This is a genomic window from Aequorivita sp. 609, assembly GCF_014212065.1.
Lineage (GTDB): Bacteria > Bacteroidota > Bacteroidia > Flavobacteriales > Flavobacteriaceae > Aequorivita > Aequorivita sinensis.
This window is the reverse complement of sequence record NZ_JACJVM010000005.1, coordinates 1-24265: the sequence shown is the minus strand read 5'-3', so window position 1 is coordinate 24265 and position 24265 is coordinate 1. Positions and strand designations below refer to the sequence as shown.

Below are 24265 nucleotides of genomic sequence, written 5' to 3'. Positions count from 1 at the left end.
AAAACTACTTATTTAATTGTTTGTTTTTCTTTTCTTCACGTTTATTTTTAAAATTCTCTTGAAGTGCACCACCAATCCAATAAGGAAGTATTCCCATCAAAAAAATCATCAACCAAAATCCGATGGTAACTACAGTCATAACAGCGATGAATCCTAAAAATTGCTCAAAAGTAAACATGGTATATTATTTTTAATTGAAAGTTCAAAGATAGTACGTTTTTTTTTAAAACAACAACAAAACTTTTAGTTTTATTCACAGGAAATAAACAGCTGTGCGGGTTGACCAACTTTTTGCTTTTCGTTATCTTTGCGGCAGTTTTAACCCCCTTATTGGATAGGGTTAAAATAAATTCAAAATCAAGTACTTAAGGAGTTAGTTGTAACTCTGCTATTTTAAATAATAATTAATTCATTATAAACATTATTACAATGCAGTATAGAATAGAGAAAGACACTATGGGCGAGGTAAAAGTACCTGCCGATAAACTTTGGGGCGCACAAACAGAGCGTTCATTCGAAAATTTTAAAATTGGCCCACGTGCTTCAATGCCTCTAGAGATAATCTACGGCTTCGCATATCTTAAAAAGGCAGCAGCATACACTAACTGCGAACTTGGAGTTCTTCCTGAAGAAAAAAGAGATCTTATTGCTACAGTTTGTGATGAAATTTTAGCAGGAAAACACGACGATCAGTTTCCATTAGTAATTTGGCAAACAGGAAGTGGTACGCAAAGTAATATGAACGTTAATGAAGTAATTGCAAACCGCGCGCACCAATTAGCAGGTAAAACGATTGGTGAAGGAGAAAAAACACTTCAGCCAAATGACGATGTAAACAAATCGCAATCATCAAACGATACTTTCCCAACGGGAATGCACATTGCGGCTTATAAAAAGTTAATCGAAACAACAATTCCAGGTGTTGAGCAACTTCAAAAGACACTTGCTAAAAAAGCAGACGACTTTAAAGATGTTGTAAAAATTGGTCGTACTCACTTTATGGATGCTACTCCTCTTACCCTTGGACAAGAGTTTGGTGGATATGCAGCACAATTAGCACACGGAATTAAAGCACTAAAAAACACGCTTCCACATTTAGCTGAACTCGCTTTAGGAGGTACTGCTGTTGGAACTGGATTAAACACACCAAAAGGATACGACGTAAAAGTTGCAAAATATATTGCTGACTTTACAGGTTTACCTTTTGTTACTGCTCAAAATAAATTTGAAGCTTTAGCGGCTCACGACGCATTTGTAGAAAGTCATGGTGCATTAAAACAATTGGCGGTTTCATTAAACAAAATAGCTAATGACGTTAGAATGCTTGCTAGTGGACCTCGTAGTGGAATTGGAGAAATCAACATTCCTGCAAACGAACCAGGTTCTTCTATTATGCCAGGAAAAGTAAACCCTACACAATGTGAAGCTTTAACAATGGTTTGCTCTCAAGTAATAGGTAACGATATGGCAATTGCCGTTGGTGGTATGCAAGGTCAATTTGAACTTAACGTGTTCAAACCAGTTATGGCTGCAAACTTTTTAGAATCTGCTCAACTTATTGGAGATGCTTGTGTTTCATTCGATGTAAATTGTGCACAAGGTATTGAACCGAACCACGAAGTTATTAAAAGACAATTAAATAACAGCTTAATGCTTGTCACAGCCTTGAACACAAAAATTGGTTACTACAAAGCAGCAGAAATCGCTAATACAGCTCACAAAAACGGAACAACTCTTAAAGAAGAAGCAGTTAACTTAGGTTATACCACGGCTGAAGAGTTCGACCAGTGGGTAAGACCAGAAGATATGGTGTAGTATTCAATACAAACACCCAAAGTTTTAAACAATAAACCCCGCATTATTTGCGGGGTTTGTTTTTAGGCTTAAACTATTTATGAAATAGTATTGTTTTATTTAGCTAGTCTATCTTTAACAAATTCAATTTGTGTTTTTCCGTGTGGTGTTGGCACCCCGTTTTCGTCTAAACTCACCATTATAATTTTTTCAATACTAATAATTACTTCGTGATTCATTTTGTTTCGAACCTCGCAGGCAAGCGTTAATGAAGTTCTTCCAAAAGATTTCGGCTCTAGCCCTATTTCAATGATATCACCTTTTTTGGCAGAACTCACAAAGTTTATTTCACTCATAAACTTGGTTACTGTTCTCGGGTTTTCTAATTGTATAATTGCATATAAAGCCGCTTCTTCATCAATCCATTCTAGTAAACGACCGCCAAACAAGGTCCCGTTTGGATTTAAATCTTCTGGCTTAATCCATTTTCGTGTGTGAAAATTCATTCTTTAATATAATTTAGGTTGGTTATTTAAATAAACCTACAAATCAAATCTAGTAGGCTTTTATTTTTTGATATATACTGTTTTCCTATTTACGAATTCTTTTATTCCATCGGCACTTAGCTCTCGTCCGTAACCACTTTCTTTAATTCCACCAAAAGGTAAACGCGGATCACTTTTTACTAATTCATTTATAAAAACAGCACCTTCATCAAATTTATGGATAATCTTCTCTGCATCTTCTATATTCTCAGTAAATAGCGAAACTCCTAAGCCAAATTGAGAATTATTAGAGAGATCAATCGCTTCTTCAATAGTTTTAAATGTAGTAACAGACAAAGCAGGCCCAAAGGTTTCTTCCTTAAATACCGCCATATTTTCGGTGACATTTGTCAAAACAGTTGGTTCAAAATACGCACCTTGTCGCTTACCTCCTACTACAAGCTTCGCTCCAGACTCAATAGAATCATTTACTTGCTTCTCAATATCTTTCGCCAAGTCCTCTCTAGCTAAAGTTCCTATATAAGTTTCTTGGTCTAAAGGATCTCCACTTTTTAATTCTCTAACCTTAACAACTAGTTTCTCAACAAATTCTTCAGCAATAGATTCATCTACAATCAATCTTTTTCCGGCTATACAACTCTGCCCGGTATTTTGAAAACGTGCTTGAACACAAGTTTCCAAAGTCTTTTCAATATCACAATCTTTCATTACAACTAATGCGTTGCTACCCCCTAATTCTAGTACTGTTTTTTTAATGTTCTTACCTGCTAGGGATGCAACCGAAGATCCTGCTGGCCCACTTCCAGTAAGCGTAACAGCTTTTACTTTTTTATTTTCAATTATTTCTTCTACGGCATCACTTCCTATTAATAATGTAGTAAAACAGTTGTCTGGAAAACCAGCTCGTTTAAATATCTTTTCAATATTCAAAGCACTTCCAAATACGTTAGAAGCGTGTTTTAAAACACAGATATTTCCAGCCATAAGAGCAGGAGCGGCAAATCGGAAAACTTGCCAAAACGGATAATTCCACGGCATTACAGCAAGAACTACACCTAAGGGTTCATAGCTCACATAACTTTTATAGGCATCGGTTTTAATTACTTTATTTTGAAGTTGATTTTCGGCATTCTCAGCGTAATATTCGCAAACCCATGCACATTTTTCAACCTCTGCTTCTGCTTGAGAAATAGGTTTTCCCATTTCCAAAGTCAGCATTTCAGCATATTCGCGCTTATTAGACCTCATTTCTGCAGCCGCTGCAAGCATTAGTTTTTGGCGTTCATTAAATGGAACTTCTCGCCAGCTATAAAAGCGTTTATCCGCTTTGTCTATTATTTCAGAAACTTCCTTTTTGCTGTGATTTTTATAGGAATTTAATTCATCTCCATTATATGGATTTTTGGAAACAGTAACGGTCATTGTTTTTATTTTAAAAGTATTGAAAACATAGAGAATGAGTAAGCGATTAAGACTATTTTAACGAGAAAAATATTGAAAATAAAGCATTCAAACTTTCATTACTTTTGCGCCTATTATAATACATTTGTGAAAAATCAATTATTAAGAATAATATTAAAAAATTTATCAATATCTCTATCTAAAGCTATGCCTTAGGATAAAGAAATAAAAACATTTTTAAAATGAAAAACACTGCACTTACACACATACACGAACAATTAGGCGCTAAGATGGTGCCATTTGCAGGTTATAATATGCCTGTTTCATACGAAGGAGTAAAAGCTGAGCACGAAACTGTGCGAAATGGAGTGGGTGTATTTGATGTTTCGCATATGGGCGAATTTTTAATTACAGGTCCAAAAGCCTTGGATTTAATTCAAAAAATAAGCAGTAACGACGCTACTAAACTTGAAGATGGAAAAGCACAATACTGCTACTTTCCAAATGAAGAAGGAGGTATAGTTGACGATTTAATTATTTACAAAATTAAAGACGAAGAATATTTACTTGTAGTAAATGCATCTAATATCGACAAAGATTGGGCTTGGATAGAAAAACACAACACTATGGGTGCCGAAATGAGAAATATCTCTGATGATTATTCACTTTTAGCTATTCAAGGGCCGAAAGCAATTGAAGCCATGCAATCGTTAACTTCAGAAGATTTGAGCGCTATTAAATTTTACAACTTCAAAGTTTCTGATTTTGCTGGAATTGAGCACGTAATTATCAGTGCTACTGGTTATACTGGAAGTGGTGGATTCGAAATTTACTGTAAAAACAGTGAGGTTGAACAGATTTGGAATAAAGTTTTTGAAGCTGGAAAAGAGTACGGTATCAAACCAATTGGTTTGGCTGCCCGTGATACACTTAGATTAGAAATGGGCTTCTGCTTATACGGAAATGATATAGATGAAACAACTTCTCCATTAGAAGCTGGATTGGGATGGATTACAAAATTCACTAAAGACTTTATCAATTCTGACAATCTGAAAAAAGAAAAAGAAGAAGGTGTAAAAAACAAACTTATTGGTTTTGAATTAATAGACCGTGGAGTTCCTAGACAAGGGTATGAAATTGCCGATAAAGATGGAAACATCATCGGTAGCGTTACTAGTGGAACAATGGCACCTTCGTTAAATAAAGCGATTGGATTGGGATATGTAACTGTAGAAAACAGTGCTCCAGAATCTGAAATATTCATTCAAATTAGAAATAAACCAGTTGCAGCAAAAGTTGTTAAAACTCCGTTTTACAAAGGTTAATGTTGGATTATCAAGCAATTTTAGAAGAAATATATTCATCACTTAAAAAAACTAAAGATACTGGTGAGGTAGCTAGCTATATCCCAGAATTGGCTAAGATTCCAAAAGACAAGCTAGGAATTCACCTACAGTTAATTACGGGAGAAGACTATGCTGTTGGCGATGCTTTGGAAAAATTTTCAATTCAAAGTATTTCTAAAGTATTCTCTTTATCAAAAGCATTTCAGCTAGTTGGAAATAAAATTCTTACTCGTGTTGATGTAGAACCTTCGGGGAATCCATTTAATCATCTTTCTCTTTTGGAACTTGAAAATGGAATTCCTCGAAATCCTTTAATCAATTCGGGGGCGATTGTAGTGGCAGACATTTTGCTTTCAAATTTAAAAAACCCAAAAGAAGATTTTTTAAACTTTGTTCGCGAATTAGCTCACGACGATTCCATTAGCTATAATGAAAAAGTTGCAGAGTCTGAAAGAGAAACAGGTTTCAATAATTTTGCAGCTGCCAACCTTTTAAAGTCCTTTGGAAACCTTGAAAATGATGTTGATGATGTATTAGATTTCTATTTTCATCAATGTTCAATAATGATGAATTGCAAACAACTTACAAACGCTTTTTTCGTTTATGCCAATAGAGGAAAGTGTTTAAAAAACGTACTACACTTAACTCCTAGTCAGGTAAAACGAATTAATGCAATTATGTTAACCTGCGGTTTTTATGATGAAGCAGGCGAATTTGCCTTTGAAGTTGGATTGCCAGGAAAAAGTGGCGTTGGTGGCGGAATAGTGGCACTTCTACCCCATTGTTTTACAATCGCAACCTGGGCACCAGCCTTAAACCCACAAGGAAATTCATATTTAGGAATGCAGGCATTAGAGCAGTTTACCACAAAAACAAAGCTTTCTATATTTTAAAAAGAAGTTGAAGCGGAATTTAATGAGGAAAAAAGAAGGAAAAGAACGTATTTTAATTCTTGGAGGTAGCGGTTTTATAGGTTATGAAATTTATAAAGAACTTCTCTCCTATTACGAAGTGTATTGTACTTATTGTAAGCAAGAAGGCGCTTTTTCTGAAAATCAAGTTTTCTTTAAATACTGTGTGGAAGAGGATTCCTTATTTTTATTGCTAAATGAAATAAAGCCTACTGTAATAATTTCGGCAATTTCTGGAAATTATAAGAAACTGTTTGACGCCTATCAACAAATGGTGAACTACACCTTGCTTCACGAGGATTGTTCAGTTTTATATATTTCTTCAGCAGAAGTTTTCGATGGAAAATTTTCACATCCATCGTATGAAAATGATTTAACACTCTCTGAAACTCCTTCAGGGAAGTTTAAAATTGCAATTGAAAAGTTGTTATTAGAAACTATTCCGCAGCAAACCGCAATTTTAAGGCTGCCAATGGTGCTAGGGGTTAATTCACCGGAAGTAGTTCATTTACGTCAGTGTATCCGACATAAGGCTACATATGAAGTTTTCCCGAATCTTATAATTACTACAACTACTATAGATAAGGTGTGTCAGCAAATTCACTATATCGTTAATCACTCATTGGTGGGAATATTCCATTTATCGAGTAATGACATGGTACATCACGAAGATCTCATCAGAGAGATAACTTTAAAAATTAGTGATAAAATGCCTATCTTTAAAAGTGTATTTAGCAGTAATGAAGACCGCTATAACGCAATTCTTCCAAAGGTAAATCAATTACCTGAACCCTATCAAATAGCTGTATCAGAAGTAGTTGAAGAATCTGGTTTAAACGAAGAGATTATGTCTATACGATAAAATACTGTACATTGATTTTAAATTAAAATTACAACTATGAAAGCATTATCAGAAAATGAAATATTAGAAAAGCTTAAAGAATTTGAAGGCTGGGAATATATTGAAGGAGCCCTTCACGCAATTTTCGAATTTGAAAATTTTAAAGAGGCTTTTACTTCAATGACAAGAATAGCTTTTGAAGCTGAAAGATTGAACCATCACCCTGAGTGGAGTAATGTATACAATTCGTTAGAAATCTATTTATCTACTCACGATGCAGATGGTGTAACCGAAAAAGATTTTGAGCTTGCTCGAATAATTGATGAACTTATTGGTTAGAAATTCCAAATCTCAAGCACCAAATTCCAGATAATAATTCAAAAAATAAATATCAAAATTCAAAGTCAAGACCTTTTGCTAGTTGAATTTTGAAAGTTAGAATTTAATTATTATTTGAGTTTTTGAATTTTGGAATTATTTATATTTGAAGTATTAATTTTTCGATTCATTCTTATGGTGAATTAATTAAAACACAATTTAAAGAAGTAAAGAAATGGGAAGAGCTTTCGAATTTAGAAAAGCAAGAAAAATGAAGCGATGGTCTGCGATGTCCAAAGCTTTTACTCGTATTGGAAAAGATATTGTAATGGCTGTAAAAGAAGGAGGCCCTGATCCAGATTCCAATGCTAGACTTCGTGCAGTAATACAGAATGCCAAGTCTGTAAACATGCCTAAAGACAATGTAGAGCGCGCTATTAAAAGGGCGAGTGACAAAAGCTTAGGCGATTACAAGGAAGTTCTTTTTGAAGGATATGCTCCACACGGAATTGCAATTTTAATTGAAACAGCTACCGATAACAATACTAGAACTGTTGCAAATATTCGCAGTTACTTTAATAAATGTGACGGTAGTTTAGGAACTTCCGGTTCTGTATCGTTTATGTTTGATCACACTTGTAACTTCCGTATAAATCCTGAAGGAATGGATATTGAAGAACTTGAGCTAGAGTTAATAGATCACGGTCTTGAAGAAATTTTTGAAGATGAAGATGGTATTTTAATTTACGCGCCTTTCGAAAGTTTCGGTGCAATACAATCGTATTTAGAAGATAAAAATATAGAAATTCTTTCTTCTGGGTTTGAACGTATTCCACAAGTAACCAAAAAATTAAATGCCGAAGAAGTTGCCGATGTAGAAAAACTTCTTGAAAAAATAGAAGAAGATGATGACGTTCAAAACGTTTATCACACCATGGAAGAATCTACTGAAGAATAATTTTTTCCATATAAATTAAACATTAAAAAAGTCGAGAGCACTAAAATTAATAGCGTTCTCGACTTTTTTATAACTAATTGATAAAACTAAAACATCAATTAAGGTGTTTTATTTAAGACAACTCAGGCTCCTTCCCTGCCACGCCGTCAAAGTATTTTCTAAGGTGAATCATATCTGCATCTAAATCTCCTGTTGGGTAAAAAGGTTCATTAATAGTTACTGTTTTCTTACCCCAATCAAAAGGAACACATATAATAGGAACGTTTGCTTTCATAGCGATATAATAGAATCCCGTTTTCCATTCTTCAACTTTTTTACGAGTTCCTTCGGGTGCTAACGACAATCGAAATTCATCCTTCTTTTCGAAAATTTCTGCTATCGCTTCAACTTTATTCTGCCCAGGAGTTCGGTCTAATGCAGCCCCACCAGTCCATTTAAAATACCAACCAAATGGCCACTTAAAAAGTTCTTTCTTGGCTATATAATTAATCTGAACCTTGGTTATTCTTCTTATAAATAAACCAATATAGAAATCGTGCCAACTAGTATGTGGTACAACAATAATAACGGCTTTTTTAACTTTTGGGTCAAAGGCACCGTCAATCCTCCATCCCATTATTTTATAAAAAACAAATTTTGCAATTCCCATATACAGGTGCTAAAGTAAGGTTACATTTTTAAGTATAATTCTTTCAATTTTTCTGAGGTAACAATAGATTGCCATTCTTCACCAAAAGCATTTTCCCAAAGTGGTACCATGCCCATAGCAACGTTAATCATTGTTTCCATTTGTTCATCAGTGAGGTTTGCACATACACCTTGAGGAATTTCTATTCCGTGTTTTTCAACCATTTTCTTGAAAAGAACAACATCTTCACCGTAATATTCTTCCAACTGATTAAATACTATACAATTTCCGATGCCGTGTTTTGTTCCTAACACATAACCTAGCCCATAACTCATTGCGTGAGCTACACCCACCTGAGAGTAAGCTATACTCATACCACCGTGCCATGAAGCCATCATAAGCTTAGCGCGAGATTCTGCTTCAGAAAGTGAATCTTCTTTTAAGAAAATCTCCATACAAAGGTCGTACGCCTTTTCGCCATAACTCTGACTAAAAGCATTTAAAAATGTTCCATTCAACGATTCTACACAGTGTATAAAGCAGTCCATTCCTGTATAAAACCACTGATTTTTAGGAACCCCTTGAGTGAGTTCGGGGTCGAGTATTACTTGATCGAAAGGAGTGAAATCGCTGTTAATTCCGAGCTTACGAACAGGCCCTGTAAGCACTGTTGTACGAGAAACTTCGGCTCCTGTTCCAGAAATAGTTGGAATTCCTACGTGGTAAACAGCCTTTTTCTTAACTAAATCCCATCCTTGATAATCGGCTGCGCTACCTTTATTAGTAAGCATAATTGAAACAGCTTTTGCTAAATCTAACAGGGTTCCTCCTCCTATTCCAATAATCCCAGAAGGCAAATTGGTAAATTCACTTCTAATGTCTTTCACCAGTTTATCAACTTGAGAGGTTTTAGGTTCTTCAGCTGCTGAAACAAAGATTAATTTATCATTAAATCGGAGGTTGATTCGGTCTATAAACTCAGTATTAGTTTCAAAAACATCATCTATTAAGTATATAAATGGAGCCTTGTCTTTTTTATGAGAAGAAAGAATTGTAGTTAACTGATCAAAACATCCTTCTCCAAAGACTACTTTCGGCACCATTGGGAAGTTTCTAAACTTATTATTTACGCTAACTTGTTTATTTTCTAGTAGGAGTTTATTGGCTCTAGCTAAATCTTCTGGGGTATCTATTTCAACTCCTGAAGTGTTTGAAATAGCCATTTTTATATTTTTCCCATATTCTAAGTATCGGATGCATTCAATTTTTTCTGCGGCTTCCAATGAGCGCATTGGCAATCGGTAAAAATCGAGTATTGCTTGTTTTCTAAAAGCGTAAATCCCTTTATGTTTATAATATTGAAGCGCTACATTTTTATCTCTAGGATATGGAATTGGAGAACGTGAAAAGTAAAGTGCGAAATTATCTTTATCTACAATTACCTTCACAGTGTTTGGATCGTTGATTTCTTTCCAATCGTGGATTTCAGTCATTATAGAAGCTAAGTCGATCTTCTCGGCATCAGGGCCATCAAAAACGGCTAGAACTTTTTCTAAAACCTCACTATTTGTAAATGGTTCATCACCTTGAACATTCACAACAATATCGATATCCATATTTTCAACCGCTTCGGCAATTCTATCACTACCACAGTCGTGTTCTTTAATACTCATTATGGCTTTTCCGCCATAACTTTCAATTTCCTGAAATATAATGTCACTATCGGTAACTACATATACTTCATCGAAAAGGTTTGTAGCCTTTGTAGCCTCATAAGTTCTTACAATTACAGGTTTTCCACCTAAATCTTGCATTAATTTACCAGGAAATCGGGACGCACCATATCGTGCGGGAATCATCGCTATTACTTTCAAATTGGAAGTTTTTTAAAATGAAATCAAAAATAAGAAGTTTATGTTCGTGGCAGATGTTTTTTACGAAGCTTTTTATAAAATCTGAAAATTATAAAAAACAAAAACACCACTAACACAAATGCTAAAATAGGTAAGAATATAGAAACCACCGCCACAACAACAGAAGTTCCTGTCTCCACAGTAGTTAAAACTGGATTTGCTATTCCCCCTGTTGTTGTACTTGAAGTAAGCCTTACCGCAGAAGTATTTCCTTTTATGGCAGCTGCAGTTCCTCCTCCTGCAATAATTGCTAAAGCCCAAGTAATCACCGGGCTCAAATCTGTAACTGTAGCAACCATTACCGCAGTACCAGCTAAAGTTGCAAGTGGCAAAGCTATGGTATCTAGTAAATTGTCTATCCAAGGGATGTAGTATCCGAAAATTTCGAATAAGGTGGCGACACCCATTGTAATAACTGCTGTAAGGCTTCCCGCCCATTCCCAACTCTCATTTAGAGTAATAATGTCTAAGTATCCTGCTAAACTTAATACTAATAACGGCAAGAAAACCCGAAACCCAACAGCGGCGGCAAGGCCGACTCCTAAAAAAGCACTTAATATAATTTCAAAAGTTTCCATTTTTAATAATATCTAAAGTTCTTAGCAACAAATCTCGAACACTAAATTACAAACATCAAAAAGTTAATTTCTATTTCTGAATTATAATTTAAAACACTTCCTCCTCAAAAAACTCATCCTTAAAACCTAACAAATACAATTTGTCCTGTGCTCTAGTAACAGCGGTGTATAACCATCGTAAATACTCTTTATCAACACCATTTGGCAGGTATGGCTGTTCTACAAAAACCGTTTTCCACTGTCCACCTTGCGATTTATGACACGTTATAGCATAACTAAACTTCACTTGTAAGGCATTAAAGTACTTGTTTTTCTTTACAGCTAAAAATTTCTTGTATTTAGAACTTTCATTTGCGTAATCCTTCATCACTTCTTGATAGAGTTTATTAGACTCATCATAGGTTAAGGAAGGAGATTCAGATGTTAGCGTGTCTAACAATAACACAGTTTCAATAGGTTTCATATTTGGATAATCAACCATTCGCATTTTTACTTCAGCAAAACGAAAACCGTATAATTCTTTAAAAGCGAAAATCTCTAAAACTTCAACAATATCTCCATTAGCTATAAATCCAGCTTCACTAGTATTATCTACCCAAAAATAATTATTCTTCACCACCATTAAGTAATCCCCTGCTGATAATTCGGAATCTTGAAATAAAATTCGTTCGCGAATACTTTGATTATAAAGGTTTGCACGTTTATTTGAACGTACAATTATTACTGTATCTTCATTTCCTAAGGCTGAATAACTATCGTTAATAGCATCCATAATTTCCTGCCCGTCTATTGGGCGAATTACATCTGGGAAACTCTCACCAGAAAATTTAAATGCTTCGTAAAGTTCATCGTCTAGTCGTTCACGAATTTTTGTTGCATTTTCTAAAATACCACTATCCTTTTGTTGTCTTACAACTTCGTCCAGTTCTATCGAAATTACTTCTCTATCGTATTGCATCTCCAACACTCGTGCATCCAAAGCTGGGCTTATAGAGAGGTGTACAGGAGGCAACTGGGCAGAATCACCAATTAACAATAGCTTACAGTTAGCTCCACTATAAACGTATTGCATTAAATCGTCTAAGAGAGAACCATTTTCAAAGAGTTTAGAATCCTGATTAATATCGGGAATCATTGAGGCCTCATCTACTATAAATATGGTATCGCGATGTTTGTTTTGTTGTAATGTAAAAGAAACAGAGCCTTTATTACTTTTAGGAAAGTATATTTTTTTGTGGATTGTAAACGCTTGTTTCTTGGAGTAATTACTAATAACCTTAGCAGCTCTTCCTGTTGGTGCCAAAAGTACCGCTCGCTTTTTAACCTTTGAAAGATTTTTTACTAATGCACCTACTATGGTAGTTTTCCCTGTTCCTGCATATCCTTTGAGCAAAAATGTTTCATTTTTGTTCGTACTTAGCACGAATTTTGCCAACAATTGCAGCGCAATATCTTGTTTTGGAGTTGTATTGTGTGGAAAATCGCTTTTTAAAAAATTGTAATATTCTGATACATTCATTGTTCACTACTATCATTGAGAGTTTCAAAGATAGGTATGATTTTTTGGCAATATACTTTTACGAACAAAAAAAAATTGTAGATTTGCGATAGACCTTTAAATAAATCAACATTTAATATTATCAATAATGAAATCAGTAATTCAGATTGTTCTTTGGATTGTAATCGTGTTCCTTGGTTGGAAATTATGGAGCTCTATTATGGGACCTGTAGAATTTAATAAAATTAAAGAAGAGCGTTATGCCAAAGTAATTAAAAACTTGAAAGATATTCAGGCTGCAGAGCTTGCACACAAAGAAATTACTGGGAACTTTACAGGAGACTGGGACAGTTTGGTTAGTTTTATTGATACTGCAAAATTTGCAATTACTCAACGTCGTGACACCAGTTATGCCGATGTTGCTAAAAACAAAGCTTTTGGTATTGAGTCAGGATATTTCATCGAGAAATCATTGATTGACACTTTAGGATTTATGCCTGTTAAGGACTCACTCTTTAAAAATTCAGATAGATACAAAACTATGATGAATGTACCTGTAGAAGGTGTAAACGCAAAGTTTGATCTTAAATCTGGAACTATCGTTAAAAACGACGCATCTTACTCAGTGTTTGAAGCTAAAGTTTCTAAAGATGTAATTTTAGGCGACTTAGATAAAGACCTTTTAATTCAGGAAAAACAAACACAATCTGTAGATGGTGTAAACGGTCCTGATATTAAAGTAGGATCATTAGAAGATGTTAATACTTCTGGAAACTGGCCGAAAATTTACGATGCTGGAACAGACAGATAACATACAAGACAATTTACAATATAGACTGTCCGTTCAAGTTTCTTTGAACGGGCTTTCTTTTTTGGTTACAAATCCCAAAAGTGAGGAAACTGTTTTCTTTATCGAAAAAACGTTAGACTACAGTACCACTCCAGAAGAATTGTTAATGGATATCGAATCCATTATGTCACAAAATAACATTTTAAATTCTTTATTTTCCGAAGTTACAGTGGTTTACTCCACTCCTATCTACAGTCTTGTTCCTGCGCCTATTTTTGATGAAACAAAAGCTAGTGAATACCTGAAATTTAATTCAAAGATTCTAGCGAACGATTACATGGCTCACGATGTAATAGAAAAACACGACATTGTGGTGGTGTATGTTCCGTTTATGAACATCAACAACTATTTTTTTGAAAAGTACGGGAGTTTCAATTACTACCACGCTACTTCAATTATGTTAAAGGCTATTTTAGAAAAGGAAAAGTATTCCCTTCCAAAAATGTTTCTACATTTTCAAAAAAACAATTTCGACTGCATTGTTTTAAAAGATGGTCAGCTTCAACTTTGCAACAGTTATAATTATAGAACTCCAGAAGACTTTATTTACTACACGCTTTTCTGTATGGAGCAATTAAAGTTAAATCCTGATACCATACCAGTAACACTTTTAGGTGAAATTGATGAGGAAGATGACAATTATAAAATTGCATATACCTACATTCGATACATCGACTTTGCCAAAACAGAAGCATCGAAAATTAATTTAGATTCAGAGATTAATACACACCGTCATTTTATCTTACAAAACACCTTATAATGCGAATAATTTCAGGAACTCATAAAGGAAGAAGATTAACCGCTCCCAAAAACCTTCCCGTTCGTCCTACAACGGATTTTGCTAAGGAGGCACTTTTTAATATTCTTAGAGTTCGTTATTATTTTGATGAACTAAACGTGTTAGATTTATTTGCAGGAACTGGTAATATCAGTTTTGAGTTTGCATCGCGTGCTGTGCCTAATATTACCTCTGTAGATGCACATCAAGGGTGTATTCAATATATAAACAAAGTATCAGAAGAATTTGAATTTCCTATAAATGCTATTAAATCTGATGTTTCTAAATATTTAGAATCGGCATCAGGGAAGTTCGATGTGATTTTTGCAGACCCACCTTACGACTTTGAGGTTTCAGATTTAGAAAATATAGTGAAAGCTGTTTTTGAAAAGAATCTCTTAGCTGAAGAAGGGGTTTTAATCATTGAACATTCAAAAATGAATGATCTTTCTAAAGAAAATAACTTTACTGAAGCTAGAAAATACGGTGGTAATGTATTTAGTTTCTTTAGTTAATACCACCCTAAGAATTTAAATATTAATTGCTACTGCCCTCTAAAGAAAATCACCGTACTCAAGGTTTTTACAAGCGTAGCTATATCTAGAAACAAGCCTTTGTGTTTAATATAATAAAGGTCGTATTGAAGTTTTTCTAATGCATCTTTATCAGAAGAACCATACCTTGCATTAACTTGTGCCCATCCAGTAATTCCCGGTTTTACAACGTGTCTTACTTCATAAAAAGGGATACATTCTTGTAATTTTTCTACAAAAACGGGACGCTCCGGTCGAGGGCCTATAATCGCCATGTCGCCTTTAATTACATTTATAAATTGTGGGATTTCATCTATTCGCGAACGGCGTAAAAACCTTCCAAAACGGGTAACCCGACTATCTTTAGCTTTTGCAAACTGTGCACCTTCACTTTCGGCATTAATTACCATACTTCTAAATTTATAAATCTCGAAGTGTTCCCCATTCTTTCCAACTCGAGTTTGCGTATAAAATAATGGGCCGCGATTCGCTAGAAGATTTCCAATTAATATAAAAGGCAATATTACAAGAGCACAAAGCAATCCTAAAATTGAAAACAATAACTCTAAAATCCTACTAAAAAAGAGATACAATTTATTCTGATTACTACGGCTAAATGGAAAATATCTGTAAAAATCCCTATCTACATACTGCACTGGAATTCTCTGAGTAAGCTCTTCATAAACTTGGTTATAATCCCTAATAGGTACACTACTTTTTAGTAAAGAAATAAGTTGATTGTTAAGTGCAACTGAAATTCCATAAGACAAAGGAGTAGCCACAACTATTTCTGAATAGTTCTTGTTCAGTTTTGAAGGTCTTAAATCTTCGAGTTTATAGGCATCAATCTGCAAGTGATCTAAATTAATTTCGTTCGATTCATCTGTGTTGTAATATCCTATCACTCTATAATTTGGATCAGATTTGTGAAGAGATTGAACAATCGCATCTATATCCTTGGCGTGTGCAATTAGGATTACATTTTTATTAAATCTTGGAGAGGTTATTAGAGCTATATACGCATATCTCCAAAGAAGTAAGGCTATATTAATCGCCAAAAAGAAATAAACTATTTGCAAGCGATTATTGGGAAGCATTGGAGTGTAAAACGGTGTAAGCAAATAGAACAATACCGTAATTGAAGTTGTCAATAAAACATTCTTAACAACAACATCTAGTTTACTCGCCTTCTGCAGGTTATAGAGTTCGAAAATAGTTGCAAAGACTGTTAGATAAATAGCTAGAACTATAGACCAAATCCAATTATCACTTGAAACTTTAAAGTAATCGAATTCAAAAGTAAAACCAACTAAGTACAGTCCAGATATTACAAATACAACATCAAGAATACGCAGCAGTATTTTTCTTTCAGAAATTACAAAATGAATATTATTCTTAGACATTAATGATTGGTATTGTTGGTAATTTAAGTCCTTTTGAAAGCTTCAAAATAGAGTATAAACGTATCATTTTACGCATTCCATCATTTTCACAATTATAGTTAATAATTATCAATTATTAATAGTAAAACTATAGCATTTCATACTGAATCTAGCATTCTTGATTAAAAACATTACTATTTATAATCTTAAAACAGAGTTCCATTTATGTTTAATAACCTGCCAATCAAGCGCTTCAATTTTTGTTCGAGCATTGTTGCTTAATGTATTTGCTAAGACCGGATTTTCCCTTAGTTTATTTATAGCATTTACAAAAGCAGCAGGATTATTGGGAGGAATTAAAGTCCCATCTATTTCGTGATCAATTAAAAAGGGTAGTCCACCAACATTGGTAGAAATAACCGGTAGCCCTAGAGCCATAGCTTCCATTACGCTAACTGGCATATTATCAAAGTTGGTTGTATTGATAAAAATGTCATAGTCTTTGGAAAGTGCTATCCACTCTTTCTTTTTTAGCATTCCTGTAAAAGTTATTGGCAGGTTTAGCTCAGCCGCTACTTTTTTACAACGTGCTAAAGAACCGTCTTTGTCAGGCCCCACCATACACAGTGATACTTCTACACCTTGTTTAAGTAATAATTCTACAACCTCCAATGCCAATAAAGGATTATATATCTCAGAAAACGAACGTACCCAAAGGAGTTTAGCCGTTACTTTATTTCGCTGTAGAAATTTATAGTTTTCAATTTCAAGAGTATTTGGAATGTGGGTAAGATTATGGATTCCATAAGTTTTAAACTGCTCCGCTAAATACTGCGATGGTACTACATTGGTAAGTGCATTATTAAAAAGCTGTTTACTTAATCTTCTACTGTTTTGTAGTCTATTTGGTAGGTTTCCCCCTCGTAAAATTGGGATATACGGAATCTTTAAAAACCTACATAGACCTCCAATAATTACAGCGTAATAAAAATTCTGAGTGCTATAAGTGTCGATTAATGCTATATCTATAGTTTTTCGATGGCGAATAGTTTTAGAAATCATATCCAACAATCTCGAAACTTTATTTAGTTTTGAAGATGATGCATAAACCTCATAACCTTCCTCTTGAAATTTTACAGACAATAGATCAATCGCAGTTGGGGGCTTACCATGAGCTGCTAGTTTATTTCCTATGTATATAATTTTTATCAATTAAACATTTAATTAAGATTATATAACTTTTGCTTTCCTATTTGTTTTTCCAAAGTTAACGGATAATCGATTTTATCCGTAAGTATGTAATTTACACCATTTTGTTTTAAATATTTAATCCTATCTTTTATTGAAGCATTTTTAAGATATGTAATAGAATTATACCATTCAATAAGCTTTTGAGGATTACCCTCTATTAAAATATTTGCTCCCTTTCCATCAAACTTTACAGAACGTTTTGCTGCTGACCTTAAATAATAATTATTAAAAAAGGTGGATGAAATTGGAGTGTTTTCCTCAATATACTCGGCAATTTGATCGAAGTCTGTTTTTCTTTCTGAAATTGGTTTTACTACATCAGAATAACTTGGTAATATAGACCTACTAATATCATCTCCTAGAAATGGCATATTTCTAAAAGAATTAGGAGTAGATATACTTAAAAAAAATAAAAAAGCAAAAGTCAAAAATGGCAGATAACGATTAAGACTATTGTACTTCTCTAAAAACAATATTAATAAGAAGCCTATAGAAATATATCCAGAAAGAATAGATAGTTTTTGAATTCTAACCAATTGAAAAGACATCCTTAAATTTAAGTCTAGTATATCATTCAAAAACTGTTCAATATAAATACTTAAAATAGGTAACGTAAATAAAAGAAAAGTTACGACAACCAAAGCCCAAGCTTGATTACGATATTTATTTGTTATTAGAAAAGAGTAACCTAAAAAAATAACAAAAGGAATAATAAAGAATAGAAACTTAAATTTCAACCAAGAGTTTAGTATTAAACCCACCTGTTGAAAACGAGAGGGAATTTTTGAATTAAATGCAGTTTGATAGGCAGACAAATCATATGTAACTATAGTATCTGTTTTACTGAAATAAGTAAAGATAAATGGTAACATTCCTAACATCATAAATAAGAATCCAAACAAAATCGAATTAAAACTATTCTTATATAGTCTTGAGATATATAAATAGCCTACTAAAGAAATATAAATTAAAATACCGCCAAGGCCAGAAATTGGATGAAAATTAAAAATAAACCCTATTAAGAAAGCAGCTAAATAATATGATTTATTTGTGTTTTTATATAGCAATAAAAAAGGAATGGGCATTAAAGCTATATACACCGTACGGGGCATTATGGTCCATAAGTCAGAAATACCCCAAATTTCCCACATTGGTAGCCATACAACACCTCGCATTAAAATTGATACTAATAGCGCTATCCAAAACCTTTTTAAAAAAATTTTAAAAAGTAAAAAAAACCAAAAAATCCCAAATACCAAACTTGAAACAAATAATAACAAGTTTGATGCTTTTACATAATCCCCTTTGTAAATCCCCCCTATAAAGCGTAGAGTTTCAATAAAAAAGGGTGTATAAAATTTAAAATTATTTGTATCAGATAAATAAAGATCACTAGTATACAATGTGCTATCATCCAATTTCATACACATTGGTACTATATTATGCATATCAGAAGACAGTTGTGAATACCCAACTCCAATATTCTTTATAAAAAACAAAGAAGCAATTATGAGATTTATAAGCAACATTAAACAAAGCTGCCTTCTATTCATGATTCCGTTTATTTGGAGTTAAAAATATATCAAATTGTACTGCCTGTAATAAGAGTTGAAACCCAAGTATAATTAATAATGTACTAATCATAATTGTACCAAGCGGAGTGAATTTATTAATGCTAGAATAATAATACCAATTATAACCTCCAAATATGAGGCCACTAAAAAAAAGCGGGAATCCAAAAAGAAGATATATAGTTCCTATATTAAAATCATAAACAAAATACGTTTTCCACAATCGTTTGAAAAAAGTTTTAATAAGGTTAATTGAAAAATGCAATGGCATTTTAAATATCTTCATATTTGATATTTCATTACCATAAATTGCAGGCATAGGAATTTCCCTTATTGTCGCTCTTTGATAGTAGATAGAAGAAATAAGTGATGTTTCAAAATAATAGTTGTTGGAAAGATTATCAGTATCGATAAGTCTTAATGTATTAATCGATATAGCAAAAAAACCATTATTAAAATCAAAACAATTCCAATATCCTGTAGCCGCCTTGCTTAAAAAAGAGAGCCAAAGATTGCCAAATCGTCTAAGTGTTGGCATTTCTTTTAATGCCTTAAAATCACGAAATCGATTACCCTTAACAAACTGATAATTTTTATTTAAAATCGAATTTGTCATTAATGGAATATAAGATGTATCCATTTGATCATCTGCATCCAATTTAATTATAACTTTTATTTTTTCTAAACCTTTAAAATAATCGAAACCAATTTTGGTCGCACCTCCAACCCCAAGGTTTTGTGAACTATTAATTATAGATACATTAGGGGTGTTTAATACACCATTAGGTAAAGGCTCTAGACTCTTATCATTTACAATTACAATATTGTTAGAATACTCTACAGCTTTTTTCACTACCGTTTCAATATGGGCTGCTGCATTATAATAAGGAATTACAATACCAAGACAATGTTTTATATTTTCCATTTATGTTCTTTTCCTTAAGGGAACCGTTAGCATCACACAAATCATCATAAAAAAACCTAATATACCAAATAATGGTCTATAAACATATAAATGTTCTCCAAAATAAAGTGTTACTAACATCGAAATTATTAATCCATTCAATGCTAGCTGTAGACCTGGCATTCTTCGTTTAACCAACACTAAAAAGGAAAATATCCATCGTAAAAAAAGTATTAACCCTACTATCCCAACTTCGCTTATTAAAGATAAGTACATGTTATGAGCAGAAGGCCCAACCCCTAACCTATTATTAAATCCTCGACCAAATGGTATTACCCAAGGTTCTCTTATTAAATAATTAACATACTTTAAATGAAGTTGATTTCTGCCAGCTCCTAATTCATCATACACTCCTGTGAAATCTTTTAAACTTTTAATATCATCTGGACCATCAATTGCATAAGTCACTCTATTTTCCAAAGTAGCAGTTATTCTATCCGTTAATGAAGGATTAGAAACAATAATAATAGAAAAGAATAAACTACCAATAACAGCAAAAATGATAAAATGTCCTGTTTTAGTCAAAAAAAAGTACAGTAAGAAAAATAATGCCCCAACATAAGTAGTGCGTGAACCGCTTAACAAAACACATAGCGCAGTAAGTACTATTGTACTATATAATAATAACCTATTTTTATTTAAATTCTTTTCACTATTAACACCTATTAAAAAAATAAAAGTAATAAGCATTGTCATTCCTAATACTATTTTATTTGGTCCAAATGTGCCTGAAAGAAACCCATGATAACTTTTCCAATAAACATCGCTCCATAAAAATGGAATAATGCCTAGGTTTTGAAGTACTATTAAAACACCTTCTAATAAGACCAGAATTACAATAATTTTTAAAATATTATTATACCTTTTTCTAGTATTAAGATAATAATAAAAAAATACTGCCCCGAGGAAAAACACCCACATATGGTAGAGGTATAAAAAGCTCTGTACAAACCAAATTATTCTATCGTATACAATTGAAAACAATAGAGTAAGTATAATTGAAAAGCTACAGTACAATAAAAAATATTGAAAACGACGAAAAAAAATAACTTTAGAAATTGCTACGGAAACTATTTTGTAATTATAAAAATACTGGAAGAACAGAAACACTCCTAAAAAGTCATATAACCTAAGTTCATTATCCCCTTTTAACGAATAGCTCATTACCGGTAGATTATAAAAATAGCTAAATAGCAAAAGCCAAAGTATAATCCTAAAAATAGGCTTACCAGTCAATCTTTCTAATATTTTTCTACTTGATTCTATATTAAGTTTTTAATTTTTATTTTATATTTCTCAAAGGTAAAATCTTTAGCAACTTTATAAGCTTTTGAAGCTTTTACTTTTAATGTATTCTCTTCAATTTTTAAAATATCCAAGACTAATTCTCTCAATGCTTCAGCTGTACAAGGATCTACTACAAATCCGTTTGATGTATTAACATATTGCGTAATACTTGATACCGAAGAAACTATTGGCAAACATCCAAAATTCATTGCTTCTGCGATAACCTTAGGAAAACCTTCGGAATCACTAGGTAATAGTATGAAATTTGATTGTTTATATATTTCAAAAACTCGTTGACGGTCTAAAAATCCGTGAAATACAACAGGTAGTTGCAGCTCTTCGCATTGCTTTTTATACACATTGATTTTTTCGCCATTTCCAATAAAATGAATCGTGTTTACATTCTCCTTATTTTCCAAACTTCCAAATGCATCAATAATACGTTGCACACCTTTAGCATCTTCCAATCTACCAACAAAACAAAATGTATATGGAGGTTTAAACACCTTTGCATTGGTAATTTGCAATCCAATCACGCGTTCTTCTCCTGTGAGACAAGGGTTCTCAAAGGTAATACAATGACTTTCCTGCTGGGGCCATCTTCCATTGATAGTAACTTTTCTATGTTGTTTTTTCAACATCCACCGTTGCAATGCATAGCCAAAGGGTGGGTTTTCCTGATTCCAATTCCCTGCATATTTATACCAGCCCTTTTTTTTACTGAAAAGTGATAAATACGGTATCAAAAAAACACCTATTCCTGTAGGAGTACGTAACTGAAATACATCAACTTGTTGTAACACTTTATTTACAGAATTTATTACTGAAGGAACATTAGCAATAATTTTAAGCTTCTCTCCTATTCCTTTTCCACCAACAGGCTTCATGGGGATGAATTTAATTTTAGAAGAAGTATAGGGCAAAGAACTGGGTGGTGGCATTTCGGGATGCAAAAAAGCTAGATGATAAATTTCATCAAAGTCCTGAGCTAGATGATTTAATTCACTAATCGTTGGCCCCCATCCCACAATAGTTCCATCAGGCAATTTGTAATGTTCAGTATGCGAGATTATAGCGAGTTTCAATAGTTCTTTTTTTATTAGTTCTTGTTTCTAGCTTCTAGCTTCTATTTTTCTAGCTTCTAGTCTCTAGTCTCTAGTCTCTAAAATGTGTTATTAACCTTATAATTCTTTCAAAATTGTAAGATATTTTTTAATTACTTTTTCCCAGGTAAAATGCTGCGACCAGCTTTTCGCGCCTTGTGAATATAAATCATAGTTGTTTAGAATTTCTTCCAGAGCATCAGCCAGCTGATTAATATTTTTATTATTAATTAATTTACCGGAAATTCCATTATTTATAGCGTCTTCTATACCACACCCAAAAGATCCAATTGCAGGAACCCCAAGGGCGTTAGCCTCAAGAATTGCTATACCAAAGCCTTCAGCATCGCCTGTCTTAGTGGTTTCGCTTAACATTATAAAAACATCTGCTTCTTGCAGTAGTTCAATTTTTTCTGCTTCAGAAACTTTTCCGAAGAAAACCACTGAATCTTCTACTTTTAAGTTCAGCGCTAGTTTTTCCAGTTTTTGTTTTTCCGTAGGAATTCCAACAATAAGGTATTTTAAATCGGGGTATTTTTTTAAAAGCAAAGGCATAGCATTAATGATATTTTGCTGCCCTTTTCGCTTGGTAACGTTACCAACCGTAATTAACACCGGTACGGGTTTGGTATTGGTTTGTAGAATTGTAGGTGATTTTAATTGAAATCCGTTAGGGATAACAACGATATTGTCTAATTTTAGGTGAGCAATTAAAGACTTGGTATAATTACTTACTGCTACTATTTTATCAAATCTTTTTAGAGATAGTTCTGTAAGTTTTCGAAGGAAAATATTCGGAAGTTTAAGTTCACTACCGTGGATAATCGCTACAAAGTTTTTATTAAAAAATAATGAAAGGAAGGCTCCTAACCATAAAGAAAACTTACCTGAACATACAATCAATTCACTATTCTTAGCTAGTGCGATTGCAGCTTTTACACGAGCTATATAACTAAGGAAAACTAGATCTTTTCTTGGAATACGTTTAACTTTAAATGGAAGGTTTTTATCGTATTCGTTTTCAGCTTCTGTGTTTTTAGAGCGATAATCACAAAGCAAGTTTACCTCATAGCCATTCCCTTGTAATCCCTTAGCTAAATTCACAGCGTGATTACCAATCCCCCCCGGTTGAGGCGGAAATTCGGAAGTTAATATGAGGGTTTTTGTCATTAATTTTAAAAATAGTTTTTCTTAATCAAATTTCAAGCACAAAACTATAAAAGTAGCAATGTCAGTTACATTTCCAATATTCAAATTCTATATTAAGGACTTAAAACCATACTGCTGTATATCCCTGATTAGTGTTGACCGTTATTTATTAATTTAGATTATCAAAAATAGTCATCAATTTTCTTTCTTGAGGCCTCAAGAAAGAAAATTGATTTATGAACTTCTCAGGGCTCATTCTGTCGTTATTGTTATGTAATCTTTTACTGTTGTAATTCTTGACCGCTTTTGCCGTCATTCTTTTTAACTGGATAAATGTCTGTGGCTTCCAATGATCAAGATATTCCTCTTTTATGGTTCTATTGATACGTTCAGCATAGGCATTGTCATGGGCTGAGAGTGCCATACTTATTTGGCTTCCATTTTCCCTTAAAAGATCAATATATCCCTTGTAGGTATACTGACTCCGCCGATCACTGTGGTGTACCAGAGGGGCGTTGTTTTCTTTCAATGCCATATTCAATGCATCCATATTTGCTTGTGCCCTCATATTATCAGAGACTTTATATCCTACGATCTTCTTGGTATAGACATCTATTATAAAAACTGCATAATAATGCTTGTTGCCAATAGGTATGTAAGTAATATCAGACTGCCATACCATTGATGGTCGGTCAACCTCCATCC

General features: G+C 33.3%; 23 protein-coding genes and 2 pseudogenes. 9 read left to right on the top strand and 16 right to left on the bottom strand.

Going from position 1 to position 24265, the window contains the following annotated elements:
* Positions 1-4: 4 nt before the first annotated feature.
* Entirely contained in the window at positions 5-178 is a 174-nt protein-coding gene (locus H4O20_RS02590; protein WP_165148063.1) for a hypothetical protein, read from the bottom strand.
* A gap of 251 nt (positions 179-429) precedes the next feature.
* Here H4O20_RS02590 and fumC point away from each other — a divergent pair, with 251 nt between their 5' ends.
* Complete coding sequence (gene fumC / locus H4O20_RS02585) at positions 430-1815, top strand: class II fumarate hydratase (RefSeq protein ID WP_139854775.1); 1386 nt, start codon at positions 430-432, stop codon at positions 1813-1815.
* A 95-nt stretch (positions 1816-1910) separates the two neighbouring features.
* Here fumC and H4O20_RS02580 read toward each other — a convergent pair whose 3' ends face one another.
* Positions 1911-2300: an acyl-CoA thioesterase gene (locus H4O20_RS02580; RefSeq protein ID WP_139854776.1), complete on the bottom strand. Its 390-nt coding sequence runs from the start codon at positions 2298-2300 to the stop codon at positions 1911-1913.
* Between the two features lie 60 nt (positions 2301-2360).
* A complete protein-coding gene (locus H4O20_RS02575) occupies positions 2361-3722 on the bottom strand; it encodes an NAD-dependent succinate-semialdehyde dehydrogenase (RefSeq protein WP_185098191.1) in 1362 nt (453 codons plus the stop codon).
* Positions 3723-3943: 221 nt separating this feature from the next.
* Between H4O20_RS02575 and gcvT the strand changes: the two genes are divergently transcribed.
* The 5 genes from gcvT (at position 3944) to H4O20_RS02550 (ending at position 8075) form a co-directional block, all read left to right on the top strand.
* On the top strand, positions 3944-5026 hold the full coding sequence (gcvT, locus tag H4O20_RS02570) for a glycine cleavage system aminomethyltransferase GcvT (protein ID WP_139854778.1): 1083 nt from the start codon (positions 3944-3946) through the stop codon (positions 5024-5026).
* Complete coding sequence (locus H4O20_RS02565) at positions 5026-5940, top strand: glutaminase (RefSeq protein WP_139854779.1); 915 nt, start codon at positions 5026-5028, stop codon at positions 5938-5940. Before gcvT ends, H4O20_RS02565 begins: the two co-directional genes overlap by 1 nt.
* A gap of 22 nt (positions 5941-5962) precedes the next feature.
* Positions 5963-6820 carry a sugar nucleotide-binding protein gene (locus tag H4O20_RS02560; RefSeq protein ID WP_139854780.1) on the top strand — a complete coding sequence of 286 codons (858 nt, stop codon included), beginning with the start codon at positions 5963-5965 and terminating at the stop codon, positions 6818-6820.
* Between the two features lie 36 nt (positions 6821-6856).
* Positions 6857-7138 carry a 4a-hydroxytetrahydrobiopterin dehydratase gene (locus H4O20_RS02555; protein WP_139854781.1) on the top strand — a complete coding sequence of 94 codons (282 nt, stop codon included), beginning with the start codon at positions 6857-6859 and terminating at the stop codon, positions 7136-7138.
* A gap of 214 nt (positions 7139-7352) precedes the next feature.
* Positions 7353-8075, top strand: coding sequence for a YebC/PmpR family DNA-binding transcriptional regulator (locus H4O20_RS02550; RefSeq protein WP_139854782.1), 723 nt, complete (start codon positions 7353-7355; stop codon positions 8073-8075).
* A gap of 112 nt (positions 8076-8187) precedes the next feature.
* Here H4O20_RS02550 and H4O20_RS02545 read toward each other — a convergent pair whose 3' ends face one another.
* The 5 genes and pseudogenes from H4O20_RS02545 to H4O20_RS02530 form a co-directional block, all read right to left on the bottom strand.
* Complete coding sequence (locus H4O20_RS02545; protein ID WP_260402626.1) at positions 8188-8691, bottom strand: 1-acyl-sn-glycerol-3-phosphate acyltransferase; 504 nt, start codon at positions 8689-8691, stop codon at positions 8188-8190.
* 53 nt (positions 8692-8744) lie between these two features.
* Positions 8745-9785: pseudogene (locus tag H4O20_RS15105) on the bottom strand (iron-containing alcohol dehydrogenase family protein); the annotation flags it as partial.
* A gap of 69 nt (positions 9786-9854) precedes the next feature.
* Positions 9855-10562, bottom strand: a pseudogene (gene kdsB / locus H4O20_RS15100) (3-deoxy-manno-octulosonate cytidylyltransferase); the annotation flags it as partial.
* 53 nt (positions 10563-10615) lie between these two features.
* Positions 10616-11194, bottom strand: a complete 579-nt coding sequence (locus tag H4O20_RS02535; protein ID WP_185098189.1) for a DUF4126 domain-containing protein — start codon at positions 11192-11194, stop codon at positions 10616-10618.
* Positions 11195-11282: 88 nt separating this feature from the next.
* The gene (locus H4O20_RS02530) at positions 11283-12713 is read right to left on the bottom strand and encodes an ATP-dependent RecD-like DNA helicase (RefSeq protein WP_185098188.1); all 1431 of its coding nucleotides are present in this window, start codon (positions 12711-12713) and stop codon (positions 11283-11285) included.
* Positions 12714-12840: 127 nt separating this feature from the next.
* Here H4O20_RS02530 and H4O20_RS02525 point away from each other — a divergent pair, with 127 nt between their 5' ends.
* From H4O20_RS02525 to H4O20_RS02515, 3 genes are read left to right on the top strand one after another with little or no spacing between them, the layout of a single operon-like run.
* Positions 12841-13503: a hypothetical protein gene (locus H4O20_RS02525; protein ID WP_185098187.1), complete on the top strand. Its 663-nt coding sequence runs from the start codon at positions 12841-12843 to the stop codon at positions 13501-13503.
* The gene (locus H4O20_RS02520) at positions 13484-14302 is read left to right on the top strand and encodes a DUF3822 family protein (RefSeq protein WP_221442692.1); all 819 of its coding nucleotides are present in this window, start codon (positions 13484-13486) and stop codon (positions 14300-14302) included. The genes H4O20_RS02525 and H4O20_RS02520 overlap by 20 nt, the downstream gene beginning before the upstream one ends.
* Positions 14302-14835 carry an RsmD family RNA methyltransferase gene (locus H4O20_RS02515; RefSeq protein ID WP_185098185.1) on the top strand — a complete coding sequence of 178 codons (534 nt, stop codon included), beginning with the start codon at positions 14302-14304 and terminating at the stop codon, positions 14833-14835. The genes H4O20_RS02520 and H4O20_RS02515 overlap by 1 nt, the downstream gene beginning before the upstream one ends.
* 29 nt (positions 14836-14864) lie before the next feature.
* Here the strand turns inward: H4O20_RS02515 and H4O20_RS02510 are convergent, their stop codons facing one another.
* From H4O20_RS02510 to H4O20_RS02475, 8 genes are all read right to left on the bottom strand, one after another.
* Positions 14865-16256 (bottom strand): sugar transferase, encoded by a 1392-nt coding sequence (locus H4O20_RS02510; protein ID WP_185098184.1) that lies wholly within the window; start codon positions 16254-16256, stop codon positions 14865-14867.
* A gap of 177 nt (positions 16257-16433) precedes the next feature.
* A complete protein-coding gene (locus tag H4O20_RS02505; protein ID WP_185098183.1) occupies positions 16434-17447 on the bottom strand; it encodes a glycosyltransferase family 4 protein in 1014 nt (337 codons plus the stop codon).
* A gap of 8 nt (positions 17448-17455) precedes the next feature.
* Complete coding sequence (locus H4O20_RS02500) at positions 17456-19039, bottom strand: hypothetical protein (RefSeq protein ID WP_185098182.1); 1584 nt, start codon at positions 19037-19039, stop codon at positions 17456-17458.
* The gene (locus H4O20_RS02495) at positions 19032-19982 is read right to left on the bottom strand and encodes a glycosyltransferase family 2 protein (protein WP_185098181.1); all 951 of its coding nucleotides are present in this window, start codon (positions 19980-19982) and stop codon (positions 19032-19034) included. Before H4O20_RS02495 ends, H4O20_RS02500 begins: the two co-directional genes overlap by 8 nt.
* Positions 19983-20942 carry an O-antigen ligase gene (locus H4O20_RS02490; RefSeq protein WP_185098180.1) on the bottom strand — a complete coding sequence of 320 codons (960 nt, stop codon included), beginning with the start codon at positions 20940-20942 and terminating at the stop codon, positions 19983-19985.
* A gap of 341 nt (positions 20943-21283) precedes the next feature.
* Entirely contained in the window at positions 21284-22393 is a 1110-nt protein-coding gene (locus tag H4O20_RS02485) for a glycosyltransferase (RefSeq protein WP_185098179.1), read from the bottom strand.
* 96 nt (positions 22394-22489) lie between these two features.
* Complete coding sequence (locus H4O20_RS02480; RefSeq protein WP_185098178.1) at positions 22490-23581, bottom strand: glycosyltransferase family 4 protein; 1092 nt, start codon at positions 23579-23581, stop codon at positions 22490-22492.
* A 148-nt stretch (positions 23582-23729) separates the two neighbouring features.
* The coding region (locus H4O20_RS02475) for a DDE-type integrase/transposase/recombinase (RefSeq protein WP_185098177.1) at positions 23730-24265 on the bottom strand (536 nt) is incomplete at its 5' end.